This is a genomic window from Micromonospora qiuiae (assembly GCF_016863555.1).
Classification (GTDB): domain Bacteria; phylum Actinomycetota; class Actinomycetes; order Mycobacteriales; family Micromonosporaceae; genus Micromonospora; species Micromonospora qiuiae.
The window spans coordinates 1-25,291 of sequence record NZ_BOPC01000025.1 but is presented as its reverse complement, the minus strand read 5'-3'; the positions used below and the strand labels follow the sequence as shown (position 1 = coordinate 25,291).

The following is a 25,291-nucleotide window of genomic DNA, read 5'->3' as shown; positions in this document are numbered from 1 at the left end:
GTCAGTCCGCGGCCCGGTCGTACCGGGCCACGCCGCCGAAGGCACCGAACCGCTGCGCGTCGGCGTCAACCTCGGACGGTGAGTCGGGGCGCCACAGCTCCATGTACACCACCCCCGGCTCGACGAGCACCCAGTCGCCGAAGAAGCCGGTTATCTCGGCGCACGAGCGGAGGGTGATCTCGGTGGCGGTACGCGCCGACAGTCGCTGCGCGTCCAGCATCTCCTGCGGCTGGTCCTCGAAGGTGGAGTGGGAGATGACCAGATGGCTGCCGGGCGCGGCGGCGGCCCGCAGGGCCGCCATGATGTCGGCGGGACGGTCGGTGTCCGGGACGAAGTGGACCACTCCGGCCAGCAGGATGCCCAGCGGCCGGTCGAAGTCGAGCAGATCCAGCCGGCGGGCCTCGGCCAGGATCCCCTCCGGGTCGCGCAGGTCGGCGTGGAGGACAGCGGTCAGGTCGTTGCCGGTCAGCAGTTCCCGGCTGTGCGCCACCGCCACCGGGTCGATGTCGACGTAGACCACCCGGGCCTTCGGGTTCGCGGCCTGGGCGACCTCGTGCACGTTGCCCACGGTGGGAATGCCGGAGCCGATGTCCAGGAACTGGTCGATGCCGGCGTCGAGCAGCATCCGCACGGCCCGGCGCAGGAAATCCCGCCCGGCCCGCATGGTCGCGGGGAGATTCGGCGTCATGGCCGCGATCTGCTCGGCCAACTGCCGGTCGATTTCGAAGTTGTGGCCGCCGCCCAGAAAGTAGTCGTACACCCGGGCCGCGCTGGGCCGGGAGAGGTCGATCTCGGTGGGAAGTCCGTCCGGCATCTGCACTGGTGCACCCCAAGTCGTCGCCGCGGATCGTGTGACGCTGCCCACTCTAGGCCGCCATTTCACGCGACGGGAGATCCGCCTCGGTGCTTGCGTTCGTGGGGTGGCCGGGCCGATCAGGCCGCCTCCAGCAGCAGCGAGATGCCCTGCCCGACACCGACGCACATGGTGGCCAGCGCCCGTCGCCCACCCCGCCTGCGCAGTTCCAGGGCAGCGGTGAGCGCCAGCCGCGCACCGCTGGCCCCGAGCGGATGCCCCAGGGCGATGGCACCGCCGTTCGGGTTGACATGCTCGGCGTCGGCGGGCAGCCCCAACTCCCGCAGCACCGCGACGGACTGTGCGGCGAACGCCTCGTTCAGCTCGATCACGTCGAGGTCGGCCAAGGCCAGCCCCTGTCGGTCGAGCAGCCGGCGGGTCGCCGGGACCGGACCGATGCCCATGACCCGGGGCGGCACCCCGGCGGTGGCCGCGCCGGTGACCCGGGCCAGCGGGGTGAGCCCGTACGCCGAGACCGCCGCCTCCGAGGCGACCAGCAGGGCCACCGCACCGTCGTTGACGCCGGAGGAGTTGCCGGCGGTCACCGTGCCGCCGTCCCGGAACGGGGTGGGCAGCGCGGCGAGCTTCTCCAGCGAGGTCTGCCGGGGATGCTCGTCGACCTCGACCAGCCGCGTCCCGCCCCGGCCGGCCGGCACGGTCACCGGCACGATCTCCTCGGCGAGCCGGCCGTCGGTCTGGGCCTTGGCGGCGCGCACCTGCGAGCGGTACGCGAACTCGTCCTGGGCGAGCCGGTCGACGCCGTATTCGGCGGCGACGTTCTCGGCCGTCTCCGGCATCGAGTCGATGCCCCAGCCCCGCTCCATCAGCGGATTGACCAGCCGCCAGCCGATCGTGGTGTCGTACATCTCGGCGGCCCGGGAGAAGGCGGTGGTCGCCTTCGGCATGACGAACGGCGCCCGGCTCATGCTCTCCACGCCGCCCGCGACGACCAGGTCGGCCTCTCCGGCGACGACGGCGCGGGCGGCGGTCGCCAGCGCGTCCAGGCCGGAGCCACAAAGCCGGTTGACGGTGCTGCCGGAGACCTCCTCGGGAAGCCCGCCGAGCAGCGCCGCCATCCGGGCCACGTTGCGGTTGTCCTCGCCGGCCTGGTTGGCACAGCCGAGAATCACGTCGTCGGTACGCGCCCAGTCCACCGTCTGGTGGCGGGCGACCAGCTCGCGGATGACGTGCGCGGCCAGGTCGTCGGGGCGTACGCCGGCCAACGCGCCGGCGTACCGGCCGATCGGGGTGCGGACACCGGCCACCAGGTATGCCACGGTCATCGCGAGTCCTTCGGGGGTGGGGAAGGTCGGCAGGCGGCGTCCACCGGATCCACGGGGACAGCCGGCGGCCAGGATATCGCCGCCGGATCGGAGATAGGTTGTCGGCATGGCACGAGCCCAGTTCAGTGCGGAGACCAGCGACGGCGGCGCGTTCGTCCGCCAGCCCAACCGGTTCACCGGGCGGGTCACCCCACACTCGACCTCGCCGCCGGGCGGCGGGCCGGACGCGCAGGACCGCTGGCCCCTTGAGCCGGGGCGCTACCGGCTGATCTGGTGCCGGGCCTGCCCGTGGGCGCATCGGGCGTTGATCGTACGCAACCTGCTCGGACTGCGGGACGCCATCTCGTTGGGCACCGTCGATCCGATCCGCGACGAGCGCGGCTGGCGGTTCACCCTCGACCAGGACGGCTTCGACCCGGTGCTGGGCATCGGCTTCCTGTCCGAGGCGTACCTGGCCACCGATCCCGACTTCACCGGCCGGGTCACCGTGCCCGCACTGGTGGACACGGTCACCGGCCGGGTGGTCACCAACGACTATCCGCAGCTCACCCTCGACCTGTCCACCGAGTGGCGGCGGCTGCACGCCCCGGACGCGCCGGACCTCTACCCGGTGCAGCTGCGCCCGGAGATGGACGCGCTGATGGCCGAAATCCACACCGACGTCAACAACGGCGTCTACCGGTGCGGCTTCGCGACCTCTCAGCAGGCGTACGACGAGGCGTACCGTACGCTGTTCGCCCGGCTGGACGCGCTGTCGGAGCGGCTGTCCGGCCGGCGCTACCTGATGGGCGACACCATCACCGAGGCGGACGTGCGGCTGTTCACCACGCTGGTCCGCTTCGACGTGGCGTACCACGGTCACTTCAAGTGCAACCGGAGCAAGCTCACCGAGATGCCGGTGCTCTGGGCGTACGCGCGGGATCTGTTCCAGACTCCCGGCTTCGGCGAGACAGTCGACTTCGACCACATCAAGCGGCACTACTACGCCACCCACCGGGAGATCAACCCGACCGGGATCGTGCCGCTCGGCCCGGACCTGCACGGCTGGACGACACCGCACGGGCGTGACTGAGCCACGCACCGGCGGACTGTCCGGTGTTGGACACGCCCCGGCCGGTACGCCGCACGGCGGGCGCGCCCTCGCGACGCGGGTCGCCGCCGGGGGCGCGGCGCTCGGTGTGCTGGTCGGCACGGCCCTGGTGGCGCTCGCCGTGGTCGCCGGTCCCGGTCCGGGTCTGACCGGGTACGTCAGCGAGGCCGGTGTCGCCGACAGCGGGTACGCCTGGACGTACCGCATCGGGGTTTTCGCCCTGGCCACGGCGTTGCTGCTGCTCGCCGCCGCGCTGCACCCCGGCGGCGGATGGCGCGGTGGAGGCCTATGGCGCGGTGGAGGCCTGTGGCGCGGCGACAACGGGCTGCGGGTCGCGGCGGCGCTGCTCGTGGCGGGTGGTCTGGCCACGGTCCTGTCCGGGGCGGTGACCTGCAGCGCGGGCTGCCCGCTGCCGCCGTTCGAGCGGGCCACCGTGGCCGACCTGGTGCACGGTGCGGCGAGCGTCGCCGCGACGGCCGCCGTGGTCTTTGCCATGATCGCGATCGCCCTGGCCCCGACGGCGGGACGCACCCTGCGCCGGACGGCCGCGGTCGCGGCGGTGCTGGCGCTGCCGCTCGCGGGCGCGGTCGGCCTGGCCATGCTGTTCGTCGGCCGGGGCTCGCTGGTCGGGGTGCTGGAGCGGCTGCTGCTGGCGGTGGCGGTCGGCTGGGGCCTGGCCACCGCCACGTCGCGTTGCGCGACGAGGGACACCCGCATGCCGCCCTCGTCCGTCTAGGGCGGCTGCTCGTTAGGGCGCGTGGCGGAGGGGCATCTCGGCCGCTGGCCTCCGCAGCCAGTTGATCGACTCCGTTTCGTCGGTACGGCGGTGTCCAAGCGCTCGGGACACCGCCATTACGGCGAAACGGCGATCGGCGATGTTCAGGTCACGGGCGTCGTCCGTGTCGCGGCCCTGAGGAGAGGATGGGGTCATGAGTTCGTTGTTCTCGCCGCTGGTGCTGCGCACGGTGACCCTGCCCAACCGGATCGCCCTGGCGCCGATGTGCCAGTACAGTGCCGGCCCCGACGGCCTGCCGACCGATTGGCACCTGGTGCATCTCGGCACCCGCGCCGTCGGCGGGGCCGGGCTGGTGATGACCGAGGCGACCGCCGTGCTGCCGGAGGGCCGGATCAGTCCGCAGGACACCGGTCTGTGGTCCGGTCGGCATGTGGACGCCTGGCGTCCGGTGACCCGGTTCCTGGCCGAGCACGGCGCGGTGCCGGTCGTGCAGCTCGCGCACGCCGGGTTCAAGGCGTCGACGTACCGGCCGTGGGACCCGCGCCAAGGCGGGGTGCCCGACGCCGAGGGCGGGTGGGTGCCGGTCGGCCCCACCGATGAGTCGTTCGTGCCGGAGTACCGGGTGCCGGCCGCCCTGGACGAGGCAGGGATCGCCGCCGTCGTCGAGGCGTTCGGGGCCGCCGCCGCGCGGGCGGTGGAGGCCGGGTTCGCCGCGGTGGAGGTGCACGCCGCGCACGGTTACCTGCTGCACGAGTTCCTGTCGCCGCTCACCAACCACCGCACGGACGGCTGGGGTGGGGACCGGGCCGGGCGGATGCGGCTGACCCTGGAGGTCGCCCGCGCGGTCCGTGCCGCCGTCGGCGCGGACGTGCCGGTGCTGGCCCGGATCTCCGCCACCGACTGGGTCGAGGGCGGCTGGACCGTCGACGACAGCGTCGCGCTCGCCACCGAACTCGCCGTCGCCGGGGTGGATCTGGTCGACTGTTCCTCAGGTGGGGCGTCGCCGAACGCCAGGGTCCCGGTCGGCCGTGGCTACCAGGTGCCGCTGGCCGCCCGGGTGCGCCGCGAGGCCCGGGTCGCCACCGGCGCGGTCGGTTTGATCGTGGAGCCGGAGCAGGCCGAGGCGATCATCGCCGAGGGCGAGGCCGACCTGGTGCTGCTCGGCCGGGAACTGCTGCGCAACCCGTACTGGCCGCTTCAGGCCGCGGCCAAGCTCGGCGCCGACGCCGGCTGGCCCGACCAGTACCTGCGCGCGGCCTGAGGCGGCAGTTCGGCCTCCCGGCGCTCGGCGCGTCGGGAGGCCCAACCCGAGGCGCAGGAAGGCCGGGCCCGGCTCAGCCCGCCAGGTGTCCCCAGCGCTGCTCCAACTCGCGCCACGGACCCTGAGCCGCCACGGCGCCGCCGATGAGCACCACGACGTGGTCGGCCCGCACCAGCGCGGCCCGCTTCGAGGTCGAGCCGACCACGGTCACGCCGCGCTCGCGCAGCGCCTGCCAGAGGGCCAGTTCGGTGGTGACGTCCAGCGCGGAGGAGACGTCGTCGGCGACCAGCAGTTCGGTACGCGGCGCCAGTGCCCGAGCCAGCGCCAGCCGTTGCAACTGCCCGCCGGAAAGTCGGGTGCCCTTGTGCCCGATGAGCAGCCCGAGCCCGCTGCCGGTGGCCGCCAGATCGTGCTCCAACTGGGCGGTGGCCACCGCGTGCCCGGCGTCCACCCGGTGGCCGAGGGTGATGTTGTCGGCCACCGTCCCGGAGAGCACCCGGGGCAGCTGGCCCACGTAACCGACCTGGTTGGGCCGCAGGAACAGCTCCGGCTCGGTGACCGGGTCGTCGTTCCAGGTCAGCCGGCCGGTGTGCGGGGCGATCCCGGCCAGCGCCCGCAGCAGCGAGGACTTGCCCGCGCCGACCGGCCCGACGACCAGCACCAACTGTCCACGCTTCACGGTCAGGTCGACGTCGCGTACGGCGATGGTGCCGTCGGTGTGCCGGACACCGAACCCGGTCAGCTCCAGCCGGTGCAGCGGGGTACGCGGAGCCGCCGGCGGCGCGGGCGCCGTCCCGGCCGCCAGGTCCACCCCCGGCACCTGCGCCGAGTACGCCTCGATCCCGGTCATTTCCGCCGTCCGCCGGGTCCACACACGGGCCGACGGGACCTGCGAGATGAGGGATGCGGTGGTCCAGGCGAACCAGCGCGCCGCGCCCAGCGTGGAGACCGCGACCAGTGCCGCCCCGGCGGAAAGCCCACCGGCCAGGAACAGCCCCCACACCCCGATCGGCAACAGGCCGCTGGTCAGCGACGGGGTCGAGCGGGCCCACACCTGCACCGCGATCTCCCGGCGCTGCCGCTCGCTGCGCACCCTGTCCAGGTCGGCGAGATGGGCCAGCACCGGCCGGGTGGCACCGGCGAGTTTCACCGTCCGTGCGGCCGACAGGCTGGAGACCAGCGCGGTGGCGAACGCCGCCCGCGCGGTGACGGTGTCCCGCGCGGCGTGTTCCAGCCGGGGCCCGAACGCCATCGCGGCCAGCCCGGAGAGCACCATCGTGCCGAGGAAGAACAGCCCCGGCACCACGCTGCCGGTGACCAGGGTCATGGCGACCAGCACGACCAGCCCCATCACCTGGTCCCACACGTTGTCGGCGAGTTGCACCACGCGCTCGGTGTCGCCGCCCTGGGCCACCACCTCAGCCGGGGTGTGCCGGCTGACCCGGCGCGGGCCGGTCTGGCCGTGCACCAGACGCAGACTGATCCGCAGCATCTGCCGCACCCACCAGGCCGGGAACCACAGGTGGGTCCAGTAGTGCGCCGGGATGGCGAAGACCAGCCCCACGGCGATGCCCAGGGCGGGTCGCCACGGGTCGCCGACGCCGTCCACCACATCCGCCCAGAGCCAGGGCAGCACCGGCCCGTCCAGGCCGAGGATCACCAGCACGGCGAAGATCCCGACCGCCGCGAGACCGTAGCGGGGATCGTTGCGGCAGAGCCGGAAGATCTCCCGTAGGGTCCGCGCCCGCGACGCCGGGCGCCGGTCGGTGTCCGGCTCACCGCCGGCCTGGGCCACCGAGGCGGTACGACCGACCGGCTCGCGCCCCTCCCGGCCGCTGGCCTCCCGTCCCTCCGCCGGGTCGACCGGCTCGGACCCGACCATCGGCCCGGAATCATCGGCAGCGACGAGCCCACCGGCCGGCACAGCCGCGCTCGACCCGGCAGAGGTCACCGCCGCGACAGCGGTGGCAGCCGCATCCGAACCGGCGGCAGCAAAGCCCGCGATGGTCGTCGCCGGGTTGGCGCCGACCAGCGCGGGTTCGGCGTTCATCCACCCGGTGTCGGTCAGCAGTTCGGCCTCGGCGTCGCCGTCCTGCGCGCCGACGTCACCGGCGGCGAGGAGTTCGGCGAACCGGCGCGACTGCGCCAGCGGGGCCGCCTCCACGACGGCGCCGTCGGCCAGCACCACCACCTCGTCGCACCGGCTCACCGACGACAGCCGGTGCGCGATGACGATGCCGATCCGGCCGCGCAGCAGCCGCTCGGTGGCCTGCTGCACCCGCATTTCGGTCACCGGGTCGAGCCGGGCGGTGGCCTCGTCGAGGATCACCACGTGCGGGTCCCGGACCAGGATGCGGGCGAAAGCGACGAGCTGCTCCTGCCCGGCCGAGAGCACGTGCCCGCCCTCGCCGAGGCGGGTGTCCAGGCCGGCGGGAAGTTCGGCGATCCAGTCGGCCAGGTCCAGTTCGTGCAGGGCCCGTGCGGCGGCGTCGAGCAGGTCGGGATCGAACAGAGCCACGTTCTCGGCGAGCGTGCCGGCGAGGATCTCGGTCCGCTGCGGCACCACGGCGATCCACCGGCGCAACTGCTCCACGTCCAGGTCGAGCACATCGCGCCCGCCGAGCAGCACCGTGCCGGGCGGCACGTCGACGGCTCGGGTGAGCACCTTGGCCAGGGTCGACTTTCCGGAGCCGGTTCGCCCGACCAGGGCGTACGAGCGGCCCCGGACGAAGGTGAGGTCGACCTTGCGCAGCGCGGGCCCCCGATCGGCGTCCGGGCCGGTCGCCGGGTAGTGGTACGTCAGGTCCCGGATGACCAGGTCGCCGTCGGTCGGCGGGGCACCGCCGGTGGGCTCCTGCGGGGATTTGGCGAGCAGTTGCACCCGGCCCCACGCGCCGAGTGCGTACTGCACCTCCGGCACCATCCGGCTGACGTGTTCGACGGTCATGCCCAGGGAGAGCGCGAGCAGCCAGATCGCGGTCAGCCGAGCGGCGTCCACCCGGCCGGTGGTCAGCGCCCACACCCCGCCGAGCACCACCAGCGCCACGCCGGCCCGGGTCACGCCAGCCGCGATGGTGTTCACCTGCGCCGACATCCGCCAGACCACCAGGCCACGGCGGAGCACCTCGGCGGCCCGCGCGGCGTACAGGCGTAGCACGTAGGGGCGGGCCAGGCTGGTGCGTACGTCGTCCTGGCCGTGGATGGCCTCCTCCATCACCGCCGCCAGGTCGGACCAGGCCGCCTCCTCGTGCATCCGGGCCGGCGCGATCCGCCCGGCGGGCCGCCGCAGGGTGATCGCGAGCAGGATGGCGAGCAGCAGCAGGCCGACCCCGGCGGGCCACCAGACGGTGATCGCGACCAGCGTGGACACCACGCCGACCGCCAGCGCCTGGGCCAGCCGTACGCCGGGGGCGCGCAGCCCCGACGCCACGTCGTAGACGTCGCCGTCGATGCGGTCGAGCATCTCTCCCACCGGCGTGGTCTCCAGGGCGGGCACGGGCTGGCCCATCGCCACCCGGCACAGCCGGCGGCGCAGGTCGGCCGACCAGTCCGCGGTCACCCCCGCCATCACCAGACTGATCACCAGGTCACTGACGACGGCGGCGACGAGGGCCGCCGAGAGCAGCACGAAGAACCCGACGGAACGGTGCACCAGCACCGGCCCGGCCAGCGCGGCGGTGGCCGCCTGACCGATACCGCCGACGACGACCAGGACGGCCACCAGAGTCATCCGGCGCGCGGAGGTGACCCACAGATCACGGAGCAGGCGCATGGGTCGGTTCCTCCGGTTTTCCGTGGCGGAGGTCCAGCCTGCTTGGCCCGCCCCCGGGCCCTCAACGGATTTTCGCCGCTGGAAGACTCAGAAGAGCACGGTGGCCAGGGTGCCCACCGGGCGGAAGCCGCAGCGCTCGTAGACCCGCCGGGCGGGCACATTGAAGTCGTTGACGTAGAGGCTGACGGTCGGAGCGACCCGGGTGAGCGCGTCGCGGACCACCGCCGCCATCGCCGCGGTGGCGATGCCCCGGCCCCGCCACTCGGGTGCCACCCAGACCCCCTGCACCTGGGCGGTACGCCGGGTGACGACCGCCAGTTCGGCCTTGAAGACCACCCGGCCGTCGACGAATCGGGCGTACGCCCGACCGGAGCGGATCATGTCGCTGACCCGGCGCCGATACCCGCGCCCGCCATCCTCGGCCAGCGGCGAGACGCCCACCTCCTCGGTGTACATCGCCACCGCCGCCGGAAAGAGCAGGTCGAGTTCACCGCTGCGGACCTGGCGGACCTGCGGGTCGACGGTGACCTCGGGCAGCGCGTCGGTGGCCAGCAGCGGCTGGTTCGGGCGTACGTCGCGGGCCGGTCCCCAGGCGCCGGCGAGGCGATCCCACAGCTCCAACACCGCGTCGGCGCGCCCGACGATCGAGGAGCAGAGCCGCTCCTCGCCCGCGAGCAGGTCGGCGAAGGCGGCGACCGCCGGCGGGCCGGCCAGCACGGGCGTCAGGTTGCCGCCGAGCCAGCAGACCGCCTCGAGATGGCGGCGGCAGCCGTACCCGAGCATCCGGCCCTCGGCCCGCCACCAGGCCAGGCCGCGCGCGGCGATCCGCTCCGCGACCTGCGCACTCGCGTACGGATCGAGGTCGAGCAGCCGCTCGACCGCGCGCCGTTCCGATTCCCCCAGTTGCCGCACCGGTGCCGTCAGCACGGTTACAGCCTGCCAGATCCCTCCGGAACGTGGTGGCGGACGGTGAGGTCAGTGCACGCTGACGGTGGCGCCGGGCAGCAGGCCGCGCAGTTCCTCGGGCAGGTCGGCGCCCATCTCGTCGGCGATCCGCAGCGCCTCCTCGATCAGGGTCTCCACGATCTGCCCCTCGGGGACGGTCTTGATGACCTGGCCCTTGACGAAGATCTGCCCCTTGCCGTTACCGGAGGCCACCCCCAGATCGGCCTCCCGGGCCTCTCCCGGCCCGTTCACCACGCAACCCATCACCGCCACCCGCAGTGGCACCGGCAGCCCCTCCAGGCCGGCGGTGACCTCTTCGGCCAGCTTGTAGACGTCCACCTGGGCCCGCCCACAGGACGGGCAGGAGACGATCTCCAGGCCGCGCTCGCGCAGCCCCAGCGACTCCAGGATCTGGTTGCCGACCTTGATCTCCTCGACCGGTGGAGCCGACAACGACACCCGAATCGTGTCGCCGATCCCCTCGGCCAGCAACGCCCCGAACGCCACCGCCGACTTGATCGTGCCCTGGAAGGCCGGGCCGGCCTCGGTCACGCCCAGGTGCAGCGGGTAGTCGCACTGCTCGGCGAGTTGCCGGTACGCCCGGATCATCACCAGCGGATCGTTGTGCTTCACCGAGATCTTGATGTCCCGGAAACCGTGCTCCTCGAACAGCGAGCACTCCCACAGCGCCGACTCGACCAACGCCTCCGCGGTGGCCTTGCCGTACTTGGCCAGCAGCCGCTTGTCCAGCGAACCGGCGTTCACCCCGATCCGGATCGGCGTACCGACGGCCGACGCCGCCGCCGCGATCTCCTTGACCTTGTCGTCGAACTGCCGAATGTTGCCCGGGTTCACCCGCACCGCCGCGCACCCGGCGTCGAGCGCGGCGAAGACGTACTTCGGCTGGAAGTGGATGTCGGCGATCACCGGGATCTGCGACTTTTTCGCGATCGTCGGCAGCGCCTCCACGTCGTCCTGGCTCGGCACCGCCACCCGCACGATCTGGCAACCCGACGCCGTCAGCTCGGCGATCTGCTGCAATGTGGAGTTGACGTCGGCGGTCAACGTGGTGGTCATCGACTGCACCGATATCGGTGCCCCACCACCGACCGGCACCGAACCGACCATGATCTGGCGGCTCGCCCGGCGGGGCGCGAGCGGCGGCGGCGGTACGGCGGGCATACCGAGGCTGACAGCGGTCACTTCAGGCACTCACCTTGGGAAGAGGGTGATCGGGTTGACGACGTCCGCGGTGATCGTGAGCAGGGTGAACACACCACCGATCAGGATCACCACGTACGTGAAGGGCATCAGCTTGAAGTAGTCGACCCGGCCCGGGTCGGGCTTGCGCAGCCGCGCGTACGCCCAGGAGCGGGCCCGTTCGAACCAGGCGATGGCGATGTGGCCGCCGTCCAGCGGCAGCAGCGGCAGCAGGTTGAACACCCCGATGAAGAAGTTCAGCGAGATGAACAGCATCACGAACAGTTCCCAGGCGTCGTTGGCGACCGCCTCGCCGCCGAGGACGCTGGCACCGACCACGCTGATCGGGGTGTCGACGTCCCGCTCACCACCGGTGATGGCGTGCCAGAGCGCGGGCACCTTTTCCGGCAGGCGCTGCATCGCCTTGGCGGTGGCCACCGCCATGTCGCCGAGGAAGTCGCCGGTCGCACCGACCGCCGCCACCGGACCGTAGGAGACCAGACCCGGGGTGGTGACGGCCAGCCCGACACCGAGCGCGGCCACGTCGGTGACCGGCCCCGCCGGGTCGTCGAGCGGCGGGCGCTTGGTGGTGGCCAGCACCGTTTCGGTGGTGCCCGGCTGCCCGTCGCGCTCGTAGCCGATGGTGGCGGTGCTGCCCGGGGTGGCGGCCCGCAGGGCGGTGAGCAACTCTCCGTAGTTGTTGATCGGGGTGCCGTTGAGCGAGGTGATCCGGTCACCGTCGCGGAGTTGGCCCACCGCCGCCGGGCTGGGGGCGTCGCCCGCCGCGCACTCCCGCCCGACGGTGTCCGGCAGCACGCAGTCCTGGACGGCGATCATCGCCGACTGGGCGCGGAACTGCTCGTCCGTACGCGGGAAGTCGGGGTTGGGCAGGCCGAACGTCATCGCGGCCAGCCAGGTGGCGAAGATCGCCAGCCCGAAGTGGGTGACCGACCCGGCGGACATCACGATGGTGCGCTTCCACACCGGGTAGCGCCACATGGCCCGCTTCTCGTCGCCGGGCTCGACGTCGTCGTCCTGCGGGGTCATCCCGACGATCTTGCAGAAGCCGCCGAGCGGGATGCCCTTGATGCCGTACTCGGTCTCGCCTCGCTTGAAGGACCACAGGGTGGGGCCGAAACCGACGAAGTAGCGGGTGACCTTCATCCCGAAGGCCTTGGCGGTGAGCATGTGGCCCGCCTCGTGCAGGCTGACCGAGATGAGGATGCCGAGGGCGAACAGCGTCACCCCGAACGCGAACGACATCAAGCTCCTTCCACCGCAGCAGCGATGATCTCCTGCGTGTGCGCGCGGGCCCACGACTCGGCTTCGAGTACGTCCTCGACGGTACCCGGTTCGCCGAATTCGGGAGCGTCCTCCAGCACGCGCTGTAGTGTGTCGACGATGCCGAGGAACGGCAGCCGGCCGGCGACGAAGGCCGCCACGCATTCCTCGTTCGCCGCGTTGTAGATGGCCGGCCGGCACCGGCCGGTCTCACCGGCCGCCTTGGCCAGCGCCACCGCCGGGAAAGCCTCGTCGTCCAGCGGCGCGAATTCCCAGGTGTGCGCGGCCGTCCAGTCGACGGCGGGGGCGGCGTCGGCGACCCGCTCCGGCCAGCCCAGGCCCAGCGCGATCGGCAGCCGCATGTCCGGCGGGCTGGCCTGGGCGAGCGTGGAGCCGTCGACGAACTCGACCATCGAGTGGATCACCGACTGCGGGTGCACCATCACGGTGATGTCGGCGTACGGCACGTCGAACAGCTCGTGCGCCTCGATCACCTCCAGCGCCTTGTTGACCATGGTCGCCGAGTTGATCGTGACGACCGGCCCCATGTTCCAGGTCGGGTGAGCGAGCGCCTGCTCCGGGGTGACAGACGTCAACTCGTCGCGTCGCTTGCCCCGGAACGGCCCGCCGCTGGCGGTGACGATCAGCCGGCGCACCTCACCTCGGGTGCCGCCGCGCAGGCACTGGGCGAGCGCGGAGTGCTCCGAGTCGACCGGGACGATCTGCTCCGGCCGGGTCACCGCAGCCTTGACCAGCGAGCCGCCGGCGACGAGGGACTCCTTGTTGGCCAACGCGAGGGTACGCCCGGCACGCAGCGCCGCGAGGGTCGGCGCCAGCCCGAGCGACCCCACCACCCCGTTGAGTACGACGTCGCACGGCCACTGCGCCAGCTCGCTCATGGCATCCGGCCCGGCGACGATCTTGGGCAGCTTGAAGTCGCCGCTGGCCCACCCGCGCCGGCTCGCCTCGGCGTAGAACGCGAGCTGAAGATCCTGCGCGGCGGACGCCTTCGCGACCCCGACCGCCTCGACGTCGAGCTCCAGCGCCTGAGCGGCGAGCAGCTCCACGTTTCCGCCACCGGCCCCGAGCGCCACCACCCGGAACCGATCCGGGTTGCGCCGCACGATGTCGATGGCCTGGGTACCGATCGATCCGGTACAGCCCAACAGCACAAGTTCGCGGGGGGACGTCACCCCGCCATTCTTCCCCACCCACGTTGGGGTGCAAGGAAGGGCACCTTATTAACGCCTGCGGTAGAGGAAGGGCCCCTTCTTAACACGAGCTACGCCTCACGCGGGGCGTCGTCCTCCTCCAGCGGGGCTTCCTCGCCGAGCAGATCGCCGGGATCGACCGAGAACTCGAACGGCTCCCGCATCTCGAAACTGCTACCGGCAGCAGCCGCAGCCACCGGCCGGTACTCGCCGTCGGTCAGCTCCTACAGCGCGATGGTGGACGTGGAGCCGACCGTAAGACCCGCGTACGCGGGCCGGTGGCTGTGAAGGGTCAACCCGGCACGGCAAACGCCGGTCAGACCGGGACCGTCCCACCGCAAGGTAGGACTACCGATCACACGCTCACTAGAGCGCACTGAAAGGTAACGGTGTCACGATCACGCTTCGCGTGCGGTCCACGGCTCGTCGTGCCACCGCAGCACGTCGAACGACGGCCCGCTGGGCCGGACATCGGCACCGGTCTCCGGCACCGGCTCCGGCGCGTACGCGGCCTGGGCCATCCGGGCTCACCCCCTCAGCGGAACATCCTGCTCGGCTCAGCCTAGCCAGCCCAGCCCGCGCCGCACGCCATCGCACAGCACGTCCGCCAGTCGCTTCCGTCAGGTCAGCGGCCAGTTGCGCAGGGCGGCGCCGGCCATCGTCTGGAGTTCGTCGCGGCCGATGCCGCTCGCGGCCTGCACTGCGATGCCGAACGCCAGGGTGGTGACGTAGCGGGCCAGTAGCCCGGGATCGGTCTGCGCAGGCAGGTCACCTTCGTCGACGGCCCGCTGGAACCGCTGGCGTACGCGGGCGCAGCCGTCGTTACGCCAAGCGGTGAGCAGGTCACGGACTGCCTGCGCGGAGTCGCCGGCGGCCAGGGCGCCTTGGACGCCCAGGCAGCCTGGGGGGTGAGCGGGGCGGGTGGTGGTGCGAATGGTGCCCGCCAGGATCGCGGTGGCCACGCCGAGGGCGGTCGGCTCGTCGAGCGCGCGGGGCAGGTAGCCGCCCGGGCCCTCGGTGTAGCGCTCCAGCGCCTTTCGGAACAGCTCCTCCTTGTTGCCGAAGGCCGCGTACATGCTGGTGGTGGAGATGCCCATCGCCTTGGTCAGGATGGCCAGGCTGGCCCCCTCGTAGCCGTGCTCCCAGAAGACCAGCATGGCGCGCTCGAGAGCCTCGTCGGCGTCGAATCCCCGCGGCCGGCCGATCGGGCCACTCTGCCTGCTTCCCACCACCGCAGTCTACCCGTTCTGTAGCGATCGATCCGGAAGTGCTAGTGTTCAACTTCCGCATCGATCGCTGCGGAAGTTTAGGGAGGTCATCCACATGGGACTACTTGAGGGCAAGACCGCTCTGGTCACCGGCGGCAGCACCGGAATCGGCCTGGCCAGCGCCGTACGCCTGGCGGCCGAGGGCGCGTACGTGTTCATCACCGGCCGGCGCAAGACCGAACTCGACGCGGCCGTGGAAACGATCGGCTCAGCAGCAGCCACGGCGGTGACCGGCGACATCGCGAACCTCGACGACCTCGATCGGCTCTACGAGACGGTCCGCAGCCGGGGGCGGGGCCTGGATGTCCTGTTCGCCAACGCCGCCATCGCTGAGTTCATGCCGCTCGATCAGATCACCGAGGAGCACTTCGACACCCTCTTCGGCATCAACGTCCGCGGCACCCTGTTCACCGTGCAGAAGGCCCTACCGGTGCTGAACGAGGGTGCCTCGGTGATCCTGAACGGTTCCACCAACGTTGACGTCGGCGTAGAGGCCTTCGGCGTCTACGCCGCGTCCAAGGCCGCCACCCGCTCGTTCGCCCGCACCTGGGCCAACGAACTCAAGGGACGCGGCATCCGGGTCAACACCGTCACACCGGGGCCGACCGACACCCCTGGCCTGTCCGGCCCCGCCTCCGATGAGGCACAGATCGCCGTCTTCCGGCAGCACCTGGCTGCGCAGGTGCCACTGGGCCGACTGGGACGCCCGGAGGAGATCGCCGCAGCCGTCGCCTTCCTCGCCTCCGACCAGAGCAGCTTCATCACCGGCTCCAGCCTCTACGTCGACGGCGGCCTCAACCAGATCTGACCACCCGACGCGGCCGGGCTTCCCAACCTACGGAAGCCCGGCCGGACCATGCTCGGCATACCTCGAATCCGTGTGCGCCGCCCGGTCGGCCCGAGTCATCCGCGCAGACAGGGCCACCAGCACGGACGGCCTCGGGCCTGAGGAGTCCTGGCTCGCGGGGCGGCTCGGCCAGGCCGTACGCTGGGGTTTGCCCGGCCCCGAAAGGACCACACATGTCTGATCTTGACCAGACTCCCGAACAGGCTGCCCGGGAGACCGGGCTCCGCGAGGTCTCCGAGGCGCTGCTCAACATCGAACAGGCGATCAAACGGACAGAACGGGCAAAGCGCACCGTCTCCATGACGGTCGGCTGCGACGATCTGGCCCGAATGCTGGACACGGCAGCCCGGAATCTGGAAATTGCTCGGAAGGACCTGTTTCAGGGCGCCTACTTCTCTGCGGATTCACCTAAGCTCTTTTGACCATGCGCAGTGGTGAGCAGATTCGGGCGGCACTGATCAAGTTCATCGGCCGTTGGCAGACGTACGCCGGCACGGAACGCTCCGAAGCGCAGACCTTCCTCAACGAACTGTTCGAGTGCTACGGGCGCAACCGCAAGGATGCCGGGGCGCTCTTCGAGGACGCGCATTCGTCCACCGGCATCATGGACCTGCACCTGCCGGGCCTGCTCATCGTGGAGATGAAGGCACCGAAGGAGAGCGGCCGGCTCGCGCAGCACCGCAAGCAGGCACTGGACTACTGGCACAACTCGGCCGACGTGACCGTGGGGCGACCGGCACCCCGGTTCGTGGTCCTCTGCTCCTTCCAGCGCTTCGAGATCTGGGAGCCGGGAAAGTACCCGAACGCCCCGCTGCTGGAATTCGACCTCGCCGAACTTCCCGACCGGTACGAGTCGCTGATGGTGCTCGCCGGGGACGAGCCACTGTTCCATCACAGCAGCCGCGAGCTGACGAAGGCCGCCGCCATCGCGGTGGCGAACGTCTATCGGGGCCTGCTCAGCCGTCAGGCCGCGCCGCCCGAATCGATCCAGCGATTCATCCTCCAGATGGTCTGGCTGTTCTTTGCCGAGGACTACGACATGATCGAGGGGCGACCGACCGAGAACACCTTGCGGTTCCTCACCAAGGCTGGCGATGTCTGGTCGTCGTACCTCATGCTCGGTGGCCTTTTCACCTCGCTCAACGATCCCGACGATTACGGGCGGCAGGGCATCCTCAAGGGCACGCAATATGTCAACGGGGACCTGTTCGACAAGCCGGCCCTGGTGCATCTGACCAAGGACGAGGCCACCGAGCTGCTGCGGATCGCCGAGTACAACTGGCGGCAGGTCGACCCGACCATCTTCGGATCGCTCATCGAGGGCTTCCTCAGCACGGACCGGAGTGCGCTCGGCGCCCACTACACCCACGAGATCGACATCCTGAAGATCGTCCGGCCGACCATCGTCAAGCCGTGGCGGACACGCATCGACGCGGTGACCACCCCGGACGAGGGCGTCGCCCTGCTGGACGAGCTGTGCCGGTTCCGGGTGCTCGACCCGGCCTGCGGCTGCGGCAACTTCCTCTACGTCGCCTACCGCGAGCTGCGCCATCTGGAGCACACGCTCAAGGAACGGATCACCGAGTTGGCGAAGAAGGCGGGGCTACCCGTGCCGACCGGGCTGCCCTACTTCCCGCTGCGCAACATGCAGGGGATCGACGTGGTGCCGATGGCGACCGCCGTCGCCCGGGTCACCCTCTGGATGGGGCACCGGCAGATGATCGAGAAGTACGGCGAAGCCGAGCCGGCGCTGCCGCTGGTCAGTCTCGGCTCGATCCGGACAGCGGACGCCCTGCGGACCGCGTGGCCGGAGACCGACTGCATCGTCGGCAACCCGCCCTTCCTCGGCTCACAGTTCATGCGGGACGCCCACGGTGACGACTACCTGAAGTGGCTGAGCAGCACCTTCAAGGTCGGCATCAAGGACTTCTGCGTCTACTGGTTCCGCCGCGCGCACCAGCACCTCAAGCCGGGCCAGCGCGCCGGCCTGGTCGGCACCAACTCGATCGCCCAGAACCGCGCCCGTTCGGCCAGCCTTGAGTACGTCACCAGCAACGACGGCGTAATCACCGACGCCGTCTCCAGTCAGGTCTGGCCGGGTGAAGCCAAGGTGCACGTCAGCTTGGTCAACTGGATCAAGTCACCAGCCGAGCCACCCACCGAGTTCACCCTCGACGGCGAAGCCGTCACCGGGATCACCGCGGAATTGAAGGCACCCGAGTCATCGACTGGCAAGGCACTGCCGTTGCCGCCGAACAAGGGCAGGTGCTTCCAGGGTCCCATCCCGGTCGGTGACTTCATCATCAGTGAGGATGAAGCGCGCTCGCTGTTGCAGCGCCGGGAGGCGGGTTATCGAGAGGTTGTCCGCCCCTACATCGTCAGCGAGGACATCGCGGACGATCCCGGTCAACGACCGAGACGTTGGGTGATCGACTTCGCGCAACAGCCGCTCGAGACCGCGATGAAATACCCCGCCGCTCTGGATCTGGTGCGCGAACGGGTGAAGCCCGTGCGCGACACCAACAATCGGGCTCTGTATCGGAATCGCTGGTGGCAGTTTGGGGAAGCGCGTCCGGGGATGAGGACTGCTCTCGCAGGACTAACCCGCTACATCGCCACAGGGCGAGTCGGTAAGCGACTGCTACTTACCTGGTGCGAGCCGTGGACCTGCCCGAGTGACCTGGTCTACGTGTTCGCCTTCGACGACGACTACTCGATGGGTGTGCTGTCGTCCTTCACCCACAGCGCCTTCGCGTGGTCGCAGTCCTCGACCCTCAAACGGGACATCAGATACACCCCCACCTCGGCATTCCTGCCGTTTCCGTGGCCGTACCCGGTGACCGACGAGCAGCGGGATCGGGTGGCCGAGGCTAGCCGGCGCATGATCGCGCGGCGGCAGGAGATCTGTTCCGAGGAGCAGTTCGGGCTGACCCGGCTCTACAACCTGGTGGACGAGGGGGCGTACACCGACCTCAAGACGCTGCATCGCGAACTGGACGAGGCGGTAGCCGTCTGCTATGGCTGGCCGAAGTCGGTCGCGCAGGACAGGGACGAGATCGCCCGGCGGCTGCTCGCCCTGAACGCAGAGATCGCCGCCGGCCAACGCCCCTATGACCCGTTCGCCGATCGGGATGGCCAGGCGATCGCTCAGCAGCTCGGCCTGCCGGTCGCCTGATCCGGTGCCATGGTTCCGGTGCCAGCCCGTTGGAAGGCCGGCACCGGAACCTCACTTCGGGCTCAGTGGGCAGCGTCGAACCGGCCGGTGCGGGTGGCGGTGACGAACCGGGTCCAGCTCGCGGGGCCAAAGCTCAGCTCCGGGCCCTGCCGGTCCTTGCTGTCGCGTACGCCGACCGCGTCAGCGAACCCCGCCACCTCGACACACTCACCGCTGCCGGACCGGGACGATGCGCGCCACACCCCGTCACGCTTCATGGCTCATCTCCTTCGCGATCGCCGTGATCAGCTCACGGGAGTCATCGACATCCAGCGCCCGCTCGCCGAGCGAACGCCAGACTTCCTCGTACACCTGAATCTCATTCGATTTGTCCAGGTAGACCGCGCCGCATGGACCGTCCATATAGATGGTGGTCGGCTCCGGCTCCCGCACGTCGGTCGGAAAGTCGAGCATGGTGAAGGTGCCAGTGTCGGCCGAGCGGAACAACCCAGCGGCTAGGGGAAACACTCGGACCTTGATGTTGTGCTGACCGCTTGCCACTAACAATGCGTCGAGTTGCCGGCCCATCGCCAGCCGATCACGTAACGGTCGACGTAGCACGGCCTCGCTGAGGATTACGTCGTAGTAGGGCGCCCGGGGCACCACCCGGGCCAGCAGCCGTTGTCGGCGGAGCCGGATGTCCATCTTGGCCTGCCGCTCGGCCTCGCTGAGCTGCGGGTGGTTTGTCGCGATGACCTCGGTCATGTACTCGACGCTCTGCAACAGGCCGGGGATCAGGTCTGCTTCGTACTTGCGGATTTTTGTCGCGGCGGCCTCCAGGCCGACGTAGAGCTTGAACCAGTCTTCTACCGCCTCTCCGTAGCTGTGCCACCAGCCGTGCGCCTTGGTCTCCCGGGCCAGGGCGCGCATGGTCTCGGTGGTCTCGGGGGTCGCGCCGTACACGCGGCACATTGCCGCCACGTCGTTCGGGTGCACGGGGACCTGGCCGGTTTCGTACCGCCAGATCCGCGGCGTCGACCATTCCAGTTCCTTCGCGGCCGCGACCACCGTTACGTGGGCATTTTCGCGAAGTTCTCTCAAATACCTGCCGAGTTGCCTACGCGGGACGGTGCTTCCCGAGTCGTCCACGTCATCTCCTTTGCTGTTGTCGCGTAAGGCACCTCATCCCTTGGTTCGCATTCTTCTCCAGAAGATTGCGGAAGGCTAGTAGGGAACTCAGGATCGCTGATGACCGGCCAATCCCCCGGCGGGTCACGACCGGGGCGGGTGCCCTTCCCCAGAAACCTCATCCTGGCACCCGTCCCGGCATCGTCCACATTCGACGAAAGAGGAATCATGGAATTGACCGAGGCATGCCGATGACCTATTCGAGTGAGGAACGCCTGCTTCCCCAGCAGGTCCGCGCCGTCACCTTCGCCACCGTCCGCCCGCGCGGCCTCGACCCCGTTGAGGTGTACGACTACCTCAACCGCGTCGCCGACGAGCTGGAACGCCTACGCCGCGAGCTGACCACCGCCAACACCGAGGTCGAACGCATGCGCCGAGCGTTGCGGCGATGGCAGTCCCGGCAGGCCGGCCACCATCACCACGACCGGCCGACCCCGCAGCAGGATCGAGAGCCGCAGTGAGCGCGCCACGTCATCCACCTGCCCACCACGCTGATCAGCCTCGACCAGGCCACCGCTCTCGCCGTCACCCTGCGCGCACTCGCTCGGCCACGTCACCGCCCTCGACTTCGGCGAGACCACTCTCAGCGAGGAGGACAGACAGTTCGTGCGTACCCGAATCTGGTGCGACGGCCCGCACGAAGCCCCCGGCCGCTGCCGTCTCCCCGCCGACCACGACGGGCCGGGCACCCCACCTGCCACCAAGCCTGATTGATAATGAAGTTAGTACCGAAGCCGATCTCCTCAACTGCCACTACGAGCGACGGGCAATAGGACGGTGGCCACCTTGGCCCGTGCAGCCACCGGCCGGCCAGCCTGAGCCGCTCTCATCCGGCATCGTCACGCAGGATGCCGCACCTCGTGATCTGCGAACGAGATACCGCAACTCGCGGCCTCAGCGACCCCGCACACCCCAACATGCCGCAACTCGCGCCGCTCAGAGGACGGGATACCCCGGCATGCCGCAACTCGCGCCCGCCCGATCGGCCCGAACACCCCGACATCCCGCATCCCGCCCCGCCACCACCCCAGGGACCGGCCTGGAACCCAACCCCGCCACCACCCCAGGGACCGCCGCCTGGAACCCAACCCCGCCACCACCACCTACTGCCGGTCTCTAACTTCATGATCAACCGAGCTGCGAGTGGCGGAGGGCTTCGCGGGAGAGGAAGTCGGCTCGGCGGATCACCTCGGGCAGGCGGTAATGCGGGCTCAGGTCGAGGGTCAATGACGCTGCCTGGTCGAGGGCGGTGCGGTGGCCTACCGAGACGAACACCGGCTTGACGCCGGTCTGCGTACGCAGCACCCGGCCCAGCACCTCGTCGCCGGCCCGCAACGGCGACCAGTCACCCCGGCACTCGCCCGGCTCGTCGTACCCAGCGACGAACGGCGTCTTCGCCACCCCGAAGGTCGGCAGCCCGGTCACCACCCCCAGGTGACAGGCCAGCCCGAACCGTCGAGGATGAGCGATGCCGTACCCGTCGCAGACCACCAGATCAGGACGGGCCGCGAGCCGGTCGAGCGCCGCCAGCAGGATCGGCACCTCACGGAACGCCAACAGCCCGGGAACGTACGGAAACGTCACCTCGCCGGGCACGACCACCGACTCCACCTCGACACCGGTGGCCAGGTCGAACACCACGGCCGCCGCGGTGACACGTTGCGACGTTTTGTCGTACGACACGTCGACGCCGGCCACCAGCCTCGGGGCGGCGGGCAGGTGATTGTGCAGGTCGAGCCGCTGTCGCAACTGCTCCTGGATGCGCTCGGCCTCCGCCACCGACGCCGGAGCTACGACCGACTCACCAGCGCCGGTTGGCCGGCTCACGCCGGGCGAGCCAGGACGAACGTCTCCAGTTCCTCACCGCCGTACCAGTCGCTGCGGCGACCCACGTGCGTCATGCCGAGCCGGCGGGCCACCGCCATCGAAGCGGTGTTCCCCGGAGCGACCACCGCGTGGACCAGCGGCGTCCCGGTCGCGAACTCCCGCTCCACGCAGGCGCGGGCGGCCTCGGTGGCATAACCGTTGCCCCACGCCTCCGGATGCAGATGCCAGCCCACCTCGATGTCATCGGTGAACACCCGCTCATCCCGCCCCGGCAACGGCTTGACCAACACCGAGCCCACCACCACACCGGTCTCCCGCACCTCGATCGCCCAAATGCCGTACCGATCACCGTACGCCGCGTGCCGCCGACGCCACCTGGCCAACCGCTCGACCGCCTGCGCCGGATCCGTCAACGGCAACCCCGCCCTCGCACCGAGCCACCGAGCAATCTCCGGCCGCGAGTAGATCTCGAACAGCCGAGCCAGATCCGCCGGCCCCTCAGCCCACTCCCGCACCAGCAGCCGCTCTGTGATCACAATCGCCATGACCCGCGATCGTAACCACCACCGGCCTCCCCGGAACACAATTACCTCGACCGCTGATCGACTCGGTCCAGGACCACCTTTGTCACAGCTGATGATCGGCGGATAACCAAAGCTCTACTTGTCTCCGAATTTCGGGATCCAAAACAGCGCCAGCAACCCACGGGAGCGCAGACAGGATACGCTCAACCCCTTGCAGCCGAAATTCTGTGGGGTCGGGCACAGCAGCATTTGGATCAATCACGCTGCCGGCCGACCCGAAGAACGATTCTCCGCGAGCAAATAGCGTCTTCTCCTGATTTGGGCAGCGCCGCCGCCGCCAATCTGAGCAGCCAGTACGAACCCCACGACTCATCGATATCCTGGCGCTCGACTGCCGAGCATCACCGCGTTGCCGCCACGCTTCAAGTCGGAAATCCGGTCGTACTGTTCTGCAGCAACCAAAGGACTCGCAGCGGTTTCGATGAACTCGAATACCGTCCCCGCAGTGGCGCTTGACCTTGAGAGCTCATCGCGGGCCGGACATGGCCGACCCGACCCGGGCGGCTCATGAATAAACGTCCTTGCGGTGCCCAACGGCGTGGATGGTCAACTCGTCGCCGTCGACGGCGGTAGAGGATCCGGTAGTCACCGACGCGCAGTCGACGCCCGGATCCCGTCGCGCATCTCGGTCGAGTTCTGTGGTGCGGGGTCGGAGACCAAGTCAAGGATCGCGCCCAGGACGATCAAAAAGACGTTGCGTGGCTGCTTGTGCAGCCAGACCAGCACGTCCCGGTCGATCTGAACCTTCACGCCGCCGCGCCGCCGGCCCGATCGGCCAGCAGCGCCTCCACCTCACGAGGATCGACCCCAAGCGACTCCAGAGCCGCCGACAGCGGCACGAACTGAGCTCTCCTAGCGGTCACCGAAGGCGGCAGGGACGGCCCGTCGCCTGCTGGTCCCTGAACTCGCGGGCCAGATCGGCCGGCAATCCGAGCTTGGCGTGCCTCCCGCTGAAGGATGATCCGGATGCGGTTGCCGTAACGAACAACGGGGAACAGAAGCCCGATGAGGGAGCGTGGCAGCGGACACTCGGCGATCTTGCACTTTCGGTCGCCGAGATGCCCCCATTAACAGCTTTCGCCCCGACAGAAAGTGCATGATCGACGGGGCTGGACCGGGCGGGCCGCGCGTTAGGGTTCGGGGATGAAGGGTGAGCTGCCGGGCCGGGTCGACGTGGTGGTGGTCGGGTCGGGGCACAACGGGTTGGTTTCGGCGATCCTGCTGGCCCGCGCCGGGCTGGACGTGCTGGTGCTGGAGGCCGCCGACGTGATCGGCGGAGCCACCCGCACCGAGAACCCGTTTCCCAAGGTGCCCGAGCTGCGGCACTCCACCGGGTCGTACCTGCTCGGGCTGATGCCCCCGGAGCTGCTCGCCACGCTCGACGTACGCATCCCGGTGCTGCGCCGCGACCCGCACTACTTCCTGCCCACCCCGGGCGGCGCCGGCTCGCCGTACCTGCTCTTCGGCACCGACACCGCGGCCAGCCGCGCCCAACTCGCCGAGTTCTTCTCCCCCGCCGACGTGGCCGCCGACGACGCGTTGCAGACCGAGCTGGCCGCGCTGCGGGAAGACCTCGCGCCGGCCTGGCTGGCCGAGCCGCTGCCAGTGGAGGAGACCGCGCAGCGCTACGTCCGGCCCGAGCTGCAACAGGTCTTCGTGGATCTGGTACGCGGCTCGGTCGCCGACTACCTGGCCCGCTTCGAGTTCCGCTCCGAGCTGCTGGTCAGCATGTACGCGGTCACCGACGGGCTGTCCGGACTCACCGCCGGCCCGGACGACCCGGGCACCGGGCACAACTTCCTGGTGCACAACATGTGCCGACTGCCCGGCTCGGGCGGCACCTGGATGATCGCCGAGGGCGGCATGGGCACCGTGTCGCGCACCTTCGCCGACGCGGCCCGCGCCGCCGGCGCCCGGATCGTCACCGGCGCACGGGTCACCGCGATCACCCTCGACGGCGGCGCTGCCTCCGGTGTCGTGCTGGCCGACGGGCGCGAGGTCGCCGCCGAGGTGGTGCTCGGCGCTTGCGACCCGTACCGGCTGATGGAGCTGCTGCCCGACGGCGCGCTGCCGACCGCGCTGACCGAGCGGATGGCGGCGGTCCGGCGCACCGGCACCACGCTCAAGCTCAACCTGGCGCTGCGTGGCCTGCCCCGCTTCTCCTGCCTGCCGGAGAGCGCGCCGAGCCCGTTCGGGTCCACCATCCACCTGCTGCCCGGCTCGGCGTCGCTGGCCGGCGGTGGAGGCGAGTCACCGATGGCGGCGCTGCGGGCGATGTGGGCCGACGTGCGGGCCGGGCGGCTGCCGGTGGAGCCGACCATCGAGTGGTACCTGCACACCACCGTCGATGAGTCGCTGGCCGACCCGGCCGGGCACCACTCGTCGGCGCTGTTCGTCCAGTCGGTGCCGTACGAGCTGGCCGGCACCACCTGGGACGCGGCGCTGCCCGGCTACGTCGAGCGGCTGGTGGAGATCTGCGAACGGTACGCCCCGGGCACCGGCGACCTGATCGCCGACGCGGTGCCGCTGTCCCCGCCCGGCATCGAGGCGCACTTCGGCATCACCGGCGGGCACATCCACCACGTCGACAACACCGTCTCGTTCACCGACCGGATGCCGTACGCCACCGGTGTCGACGGCGTGTACGCGGGCAGCGCCGGCTGCCATCCGGCGGGCAGCGTCATCGGCGCCGCCGGCCACAACGCCGCCCGCCGCATCCTCACCGAGATGAAAGGAAGGGCCCCTTTTTAACGCCTGGCGTAGTAAAGGGGCCCCTTCTTAACAAGCCACC

21 protein-coding genes and 3 pseudogenes are annotated in these 25,291 nt (G+C 70.4%); 9 read left to right on the top strand and 15 right to left on the bottom strand.

Annotated features, from left to right (window positions below):
- Position 1: 1 nt before the first annotated feature.
- Both Vqi01_RS10045 and pcaF read right to left on the bottom strand, forming a co-directional pair.
- Positions 2 to 820, bottom strand: a complete 819-nt coding sequence (locus Vqi01_RS10045; RefSeq protein ID WP_204034452.1) for an SAM-dependent methyltransferase — start codon at positions 818 to 820, stop codon at positions 2 to 4.
- Between the two features lie 113 nt (positions 821 to 933).
- Entirely contained in the window at positions 934 to 2,136 is a 1,203-nt protein-coding gene (gene pcaF / locus Vqi01_RS10040; RefSeq protein ID WP_204034451.1) for a 3-oxoadipyl-CoA thiolase, read from the bottom strand.
- Between the two features lie 106 nt (positions 2,137 to 2,242).
- Here pcaF and Vqi01_RS10035 point away from each other — a divergent pair, with 106 nt between their 5' ends.
- The 3 genes from Vqi01_RS10035 (at position 2,243) to Vqi01_RS10025 (ending at position 5,223) form a co-directional block, all read left to right on the top strand.
- Positions 2,243 to 3,208 (top strand): glutathione S-transferase family protein, encoded by a 966-nt coding sequence (locus tag Vqi01_RS10035; RefSeq protein WP_204034450.1) that lies wholly within the window; start codon positions 2,243 to 2,245, stop codon positions 3,206 to 3,208.
- Entirely contained in the window at positions 3,201 to 3,962 is a 762-nt protein-coding gene (locus Vqi01_RS10030; protein ID WP_239098296.1) for a DUF998 domain-containing protein, read from the top strand. Before Vqi01_RS10035 ends, Vqi01_RS10030 begins: the two co-directional genes overlap by 8 nt.
- Positions 3,963 to 4,155: 193 nt before the next feature.
- Entirely contained in the window at positions 4,156 to 5,223 is a 1,068-nt protein-coding gene (locus tag Vqi01_RS10025) for an NADH:flavin oxidoreductase/NADH oxidase (protein WP_204034449.1), read from the top strand.
- 73 nt (positions 5,224 to 5,296) lie between these two features.
- On the opposite strand, the gene Vqi01_RS10020 is transcribed toward Vqi01_RS10025, so the two are convergent.
- From Vqi01_RS10020 to Vqi01_RS09995, 7 genes are all read right to left on the bottom strand, one after another.
- A complete protein-coding gene (locus tag Vqi01_RS10020; RefSeq protein WP_204034447.1) occupies positions 5,297 to 8,995 on the bottom strand; it encodes an ATP-binding cassette domain-containing protein in 3,699 nt (1,232 codons plus the stop codon).
- A gap of 87 nt (positions 8,996 to 9,082) precedes the next feature.
- Positions 9,083 to 9,922 carry a GNAT family N-acetyltransferase gene (locus tag Vqi01_RS10015; RefSeq protein ID WP_204034446.1) on the bottom strand — a complete coding sequence of 280 codons (840 nt, stop codon included), beginning with the start codon at positions 9,920 to 9,922 and terminating at the stop codon, positions 9,083 to 9,085.
- Positions 9,923 to 9,970: 48 nt separating this feature from the next.
- A complete protein-coding gene (gene ispG, locus Vqi01_RS10010) occupies positions 9,971 to 11,143 on the bottom strand; it encodes a flavodoxin-dependent (E)-4-hydroxy-3-methylbut-2-enyl-diphosphate synthase (RefSeq protein ID WP_204034445.1) in 1,173 nt (390 codons plus the stop codon).
- Between the two features lie 9 nt (positions 11,144 to 11,152).
- Positions 11,153 to 12,403 carry a M50 family metallopeptidase gene (locus tag Vqi01_RS10005; RefSeq protein WP_204034444.1) on the bottom strand — a complete coding sequence of 417 codons (1,251 nt, stop codon included), beginning with the start codon at positions 12,401 to 12,403 and terminating at the stop codon, positions 11,153 to 11,155.
- Positions 12,403 to 13,614, bottom strand: coding sequence for a 1-deoxy-D-xylulose-5-phosphate reductoisomerase (gene dxr / locus Vqi01_RS10000; protein WP_204034443.1), 1,212 nt, complete (start codon positions 13,612 to 13,614; stop codon positions 12,403 to 12,405). The genes Vqi01_RS10005 and dxr overlap by 1 nt, the downstream gene beginning before the upstream one ends.
- A gap of 416 nt (positions 13,615 to 14,030) precedes the next feature.
- Positions 14,031 to 14,153, bottom strand: a complete 123-nt coding sequence (locus Vqi01_RS31270) for a hypothetical protein (protein ID WP_275408762.1) — start codon at positions 14,151 to 14,153, stop codon at positions 14,031 to 14,033.
- A gap of 99 nt (positions 14,154 to 14,252) precedes the next feature.
- Entirely contained in the window at positions 14,253 to 14,861 is a 609-nt protein-coding gene (locus Vqi01_RS09995) for a TetR/AcrR family transcriptional regulator (protein ID WP_239098295.1), read from the bottom strand.
- Between the two features lie 94 nt (positions 14,862 to 14,955).
- Here Vqi01_RS09995 and Vqi01_RS09990 point away from each other — a divergent pair, with 94 nt between their 5' ends.
- From Vqi01_RS09990 to Vqi01_RS09980, 3 genes are all read left to right on the top strand, one after another.
- Positions 14,956 to 15,708, top strand: a complete 753-nt coding sequence (locus Vqi01_RS09990; RefSeq protein ID WP_204034441.1) for an SDR family oxidoreductase — start codon at positions 14,956 to 14,958, stop codon at positions 15,706 to 15,708.
- A 212-nt stretch (positions 15,709 to 15,920) separates the two neighbouring features.
- Positions 15,921 to 16,169 carry a hypothetical protein gene (locus Vqi01_RS09985; protein WP_204034440.1) on the top strand — a complete coding sequence of 83 codons (249 nt, stop codon included), beginning with the start codon at positions 15,921 to 15,923 and terminating at the stop codon, positions 16,167 to 16,169.
- Between the two features lie 2 nt (positions 16,170 to 16,171).
- Positions 16,172 to 18,922: a DNA methyltransferase gene (locus Vqi01_RS09980; protein WP_204034439.1), complete on the top strand. Its 2,751-nt coding sequence runs from the start codon at positions 16,172 to 16,174 to the stop codon at positions 18,920 to 18,922.
- A 62-nt stretch (positions 18,923 to 18,984) separates the two neighbouring features.
- Here the strand turns inward: Vqi01_RS09980 and Vqi01_RS09975 are convergent, their stop codons facing one another.
- Together Vqi01_RS09975 and Vqi01_RS09970 are read right to left on the bottom strand one after the other, a co-directional pair.
- A complete protein-coding gene (locus Vqi01_RS09975) occupies positions 18,985 to 19,164 on the bottom strand; it encodes a DUF397 domain-containing protein (RefSeq protein WP_204034506.1) in 180 nt (59 codons plus the stop codon).
- A gap of 4 nt (positions 19,165 to 19,168) precedes the next feature.
- Entirely contained in the window at positions 19,169 to 20,050 is an 882-nt protein-coding gene (locus tag Vqi01_RS09970) for a helix-turn-helix domain-containing protein (RefSeq protein WP_204034438.1), read from the bottom strand.
- A 230-nt stretch (positions 20,051 to 20,280) separates the two neighbouring features.
- On the opposite strand from Vqi01_RS09970, the gene Vqi01_RS09965 reads away from it, so the two are divergent.
- A complete protein-coding gene (locus Vqi01_RS09965; protein ID WP_204034437.1) occupies positions 20,281 to 20,550 on the top strand; it encodes a DivIVA domain-containing protein in 270 nt (89 codons plus the stop codon).
- A 12-nt stretch (positions 20,551 to 20,562) separates the two neighbouring features.
- Positions 20,563 to 20,803 (top strand): annotated as a pseudogene (locus tag Vqi01_RS31450) (hypothetical protein).
- Between the two features lie 414 nt (positions 20,804 to 21,217).
- Here Vqi01_RS31450 and Vqi01_RS09960 read toward each other — a convergent pair.
- The 4 genes and pseudogenes from Vqi01_RS09960 to Vqi01_RS09945 form a co-directional block, all read right to left on the bottom strand.
- Positions 21,218 to 21,868, bottom strand: a complete 651-nt coding sequence (locus tag Vqi01_RS09960; RefSeq protein ID WP_204034436.1) for an endonuclease V — start codon at positions 21,866 to 21,868, stop codon at positions 21,218 to 21,220.
- A 44-nt stretch (positions 21,869 to 21,912) separates the two neighbouring features.
- On the bottom strand, positions 21,913 to 22,461 hold the full coding sequence (locus Vqi01_RS09955; protein ID WP_204034435.1) for a GNAT family N-acetyltransferase: 549 nt from the start codon (positions 22,459 to 22,461) through the stop codon (positions 21,913 to 21,915).
- A 544-nt stretch (positions 22,462 to 23,005) separates the two neighbouring features.
- Positions 23,006 to 23,250, bottom strand: a pseudogene (locus Vqi01_RS09950) (type II toxin-antitoxin system RelE family toxin).
- Positions 23,247 to 23,345: pseudogene (locus tag Vqi01_RS09945) on the bottom strand (prevent-host-death family protein); the annotation flags it as partial. The pseudogenes Vqi01_RS09950 and Vqi01_RS09945, both read right to left, overlap by 4 nt.
- 298 nt (positions 23,346 to 23,643) lie before the next feature.
- On the opposite strand from Vqi01_RS09945, the gene Vqi01_RS09940 reads away from it, so the two are divergent.
- Positions 23,644 to 25,251: a phytoene desaturase family protein gene (locus tag Vqi01_RS09940; protein WP_204034434.1), complete on the top strand. Its 1,608-nt coding sequence runs from the start codon at positions 23,644 to 23,646 to the stop codon at positions 25,249 to 25,251.
- Positions 25,252 to 25,291: the final 40 nt, after the last annotated feature.

What these genes read in the sequence shown, in the direction of transcription:
- Vqi01_RS09990 (WP_204034441.1), top strand. Translation starts at nt 14,956, where the DNA reads ATGGGACTACTTGAGGGCAAGACCGCTCTGGTCACCGGCGGCAGCACC.
- Vqi01_RS09955 (WP_204034435.1), bottom strand. Translation starts at nt 22,461, where the DNA reads ATGGCGATTGTGATCACAGAGCGGCTGCTGGTGCGGGAGTGGGCTGAG.
- Vqi01_RS09940 (WP_204034434.1), top strand. Translation starts at nt 23,644, where the DNA reads ATGAAGGGTGAGCTGCCGGGCCGGGTCGACGTGGTGGTGGTCGGGTCG.
- pcaF (WP_204034451.1), bottom strand. Translation starts at nt 2,136, where the DNA reads ATGACCGTGGCATACCTGGTGGCCGGTGTCCGCACCCCGATCGGCCGG.
- Vqi01_RS09980 (WP_204034439.1), top strand. Translation starts at nt 16,172, where the DNA reads ATGCGCAGTGGTGAGCAGATTCGGGCGGCACTGATCAAGTTCATCGGC.
- Vqi01_RS09965 (WP_204034437.1), top strand. Translation starts at nt 20,281, where the DNA reads ATGACCTATTCGAGTGAGGAACGCCTGCTTCCCCAGCAGGTCCGCGCC.
- Vqi01_RS10025 (WP_204034449.1), top strand. Translation starts at nt 4,156, where the DNA reads ATGAGTTCGTTGTTCTCGCCGCTGGTGCTGCGCACGGTGACCCTGCCC.
- Vqi01_RS10035 (WP_204034450.1), top strand. Translation starts at nt 2,243, where the DNA reads ATGGCACGAGCCCAGTTCAGTGCGGAGACCAGCGACGGCGGCGCGTTC.
- Vqi01_RS09985 (WP_204034440.1), top strand. Translation starts at nt 15,921, where the DNA reads ATGTCTGATCTTGACCAGACTCCCGAACAGGCTGCCCGGGAGACCGGG.
- Vqi01_RS10020 (WP_204034447.1), bottom strand. Translation starts at nt 8,995, where the DNA reads ATGCGCCTGCTCCGTGATCTGTGGGTCACCTCCGCGCGCCGGATGACT.
- Vqi01_RS10005 (WP_204034444.1), bottom strand. Translation starts at nt 12,403, where the DNA reads ATGTCGTTCGCGTTCGGGGTGACGCTGTTCGCCCTCGGCATCCTCATC.
- Vqi01_RS31270 (WP_275408762.1), bottom strand. Translation starts at nt 14,153, where the DNA reads ATGGCCCAGGCCGCGTACGCGCCGGAGCCGGTGCCGGAGACCGGTGCC.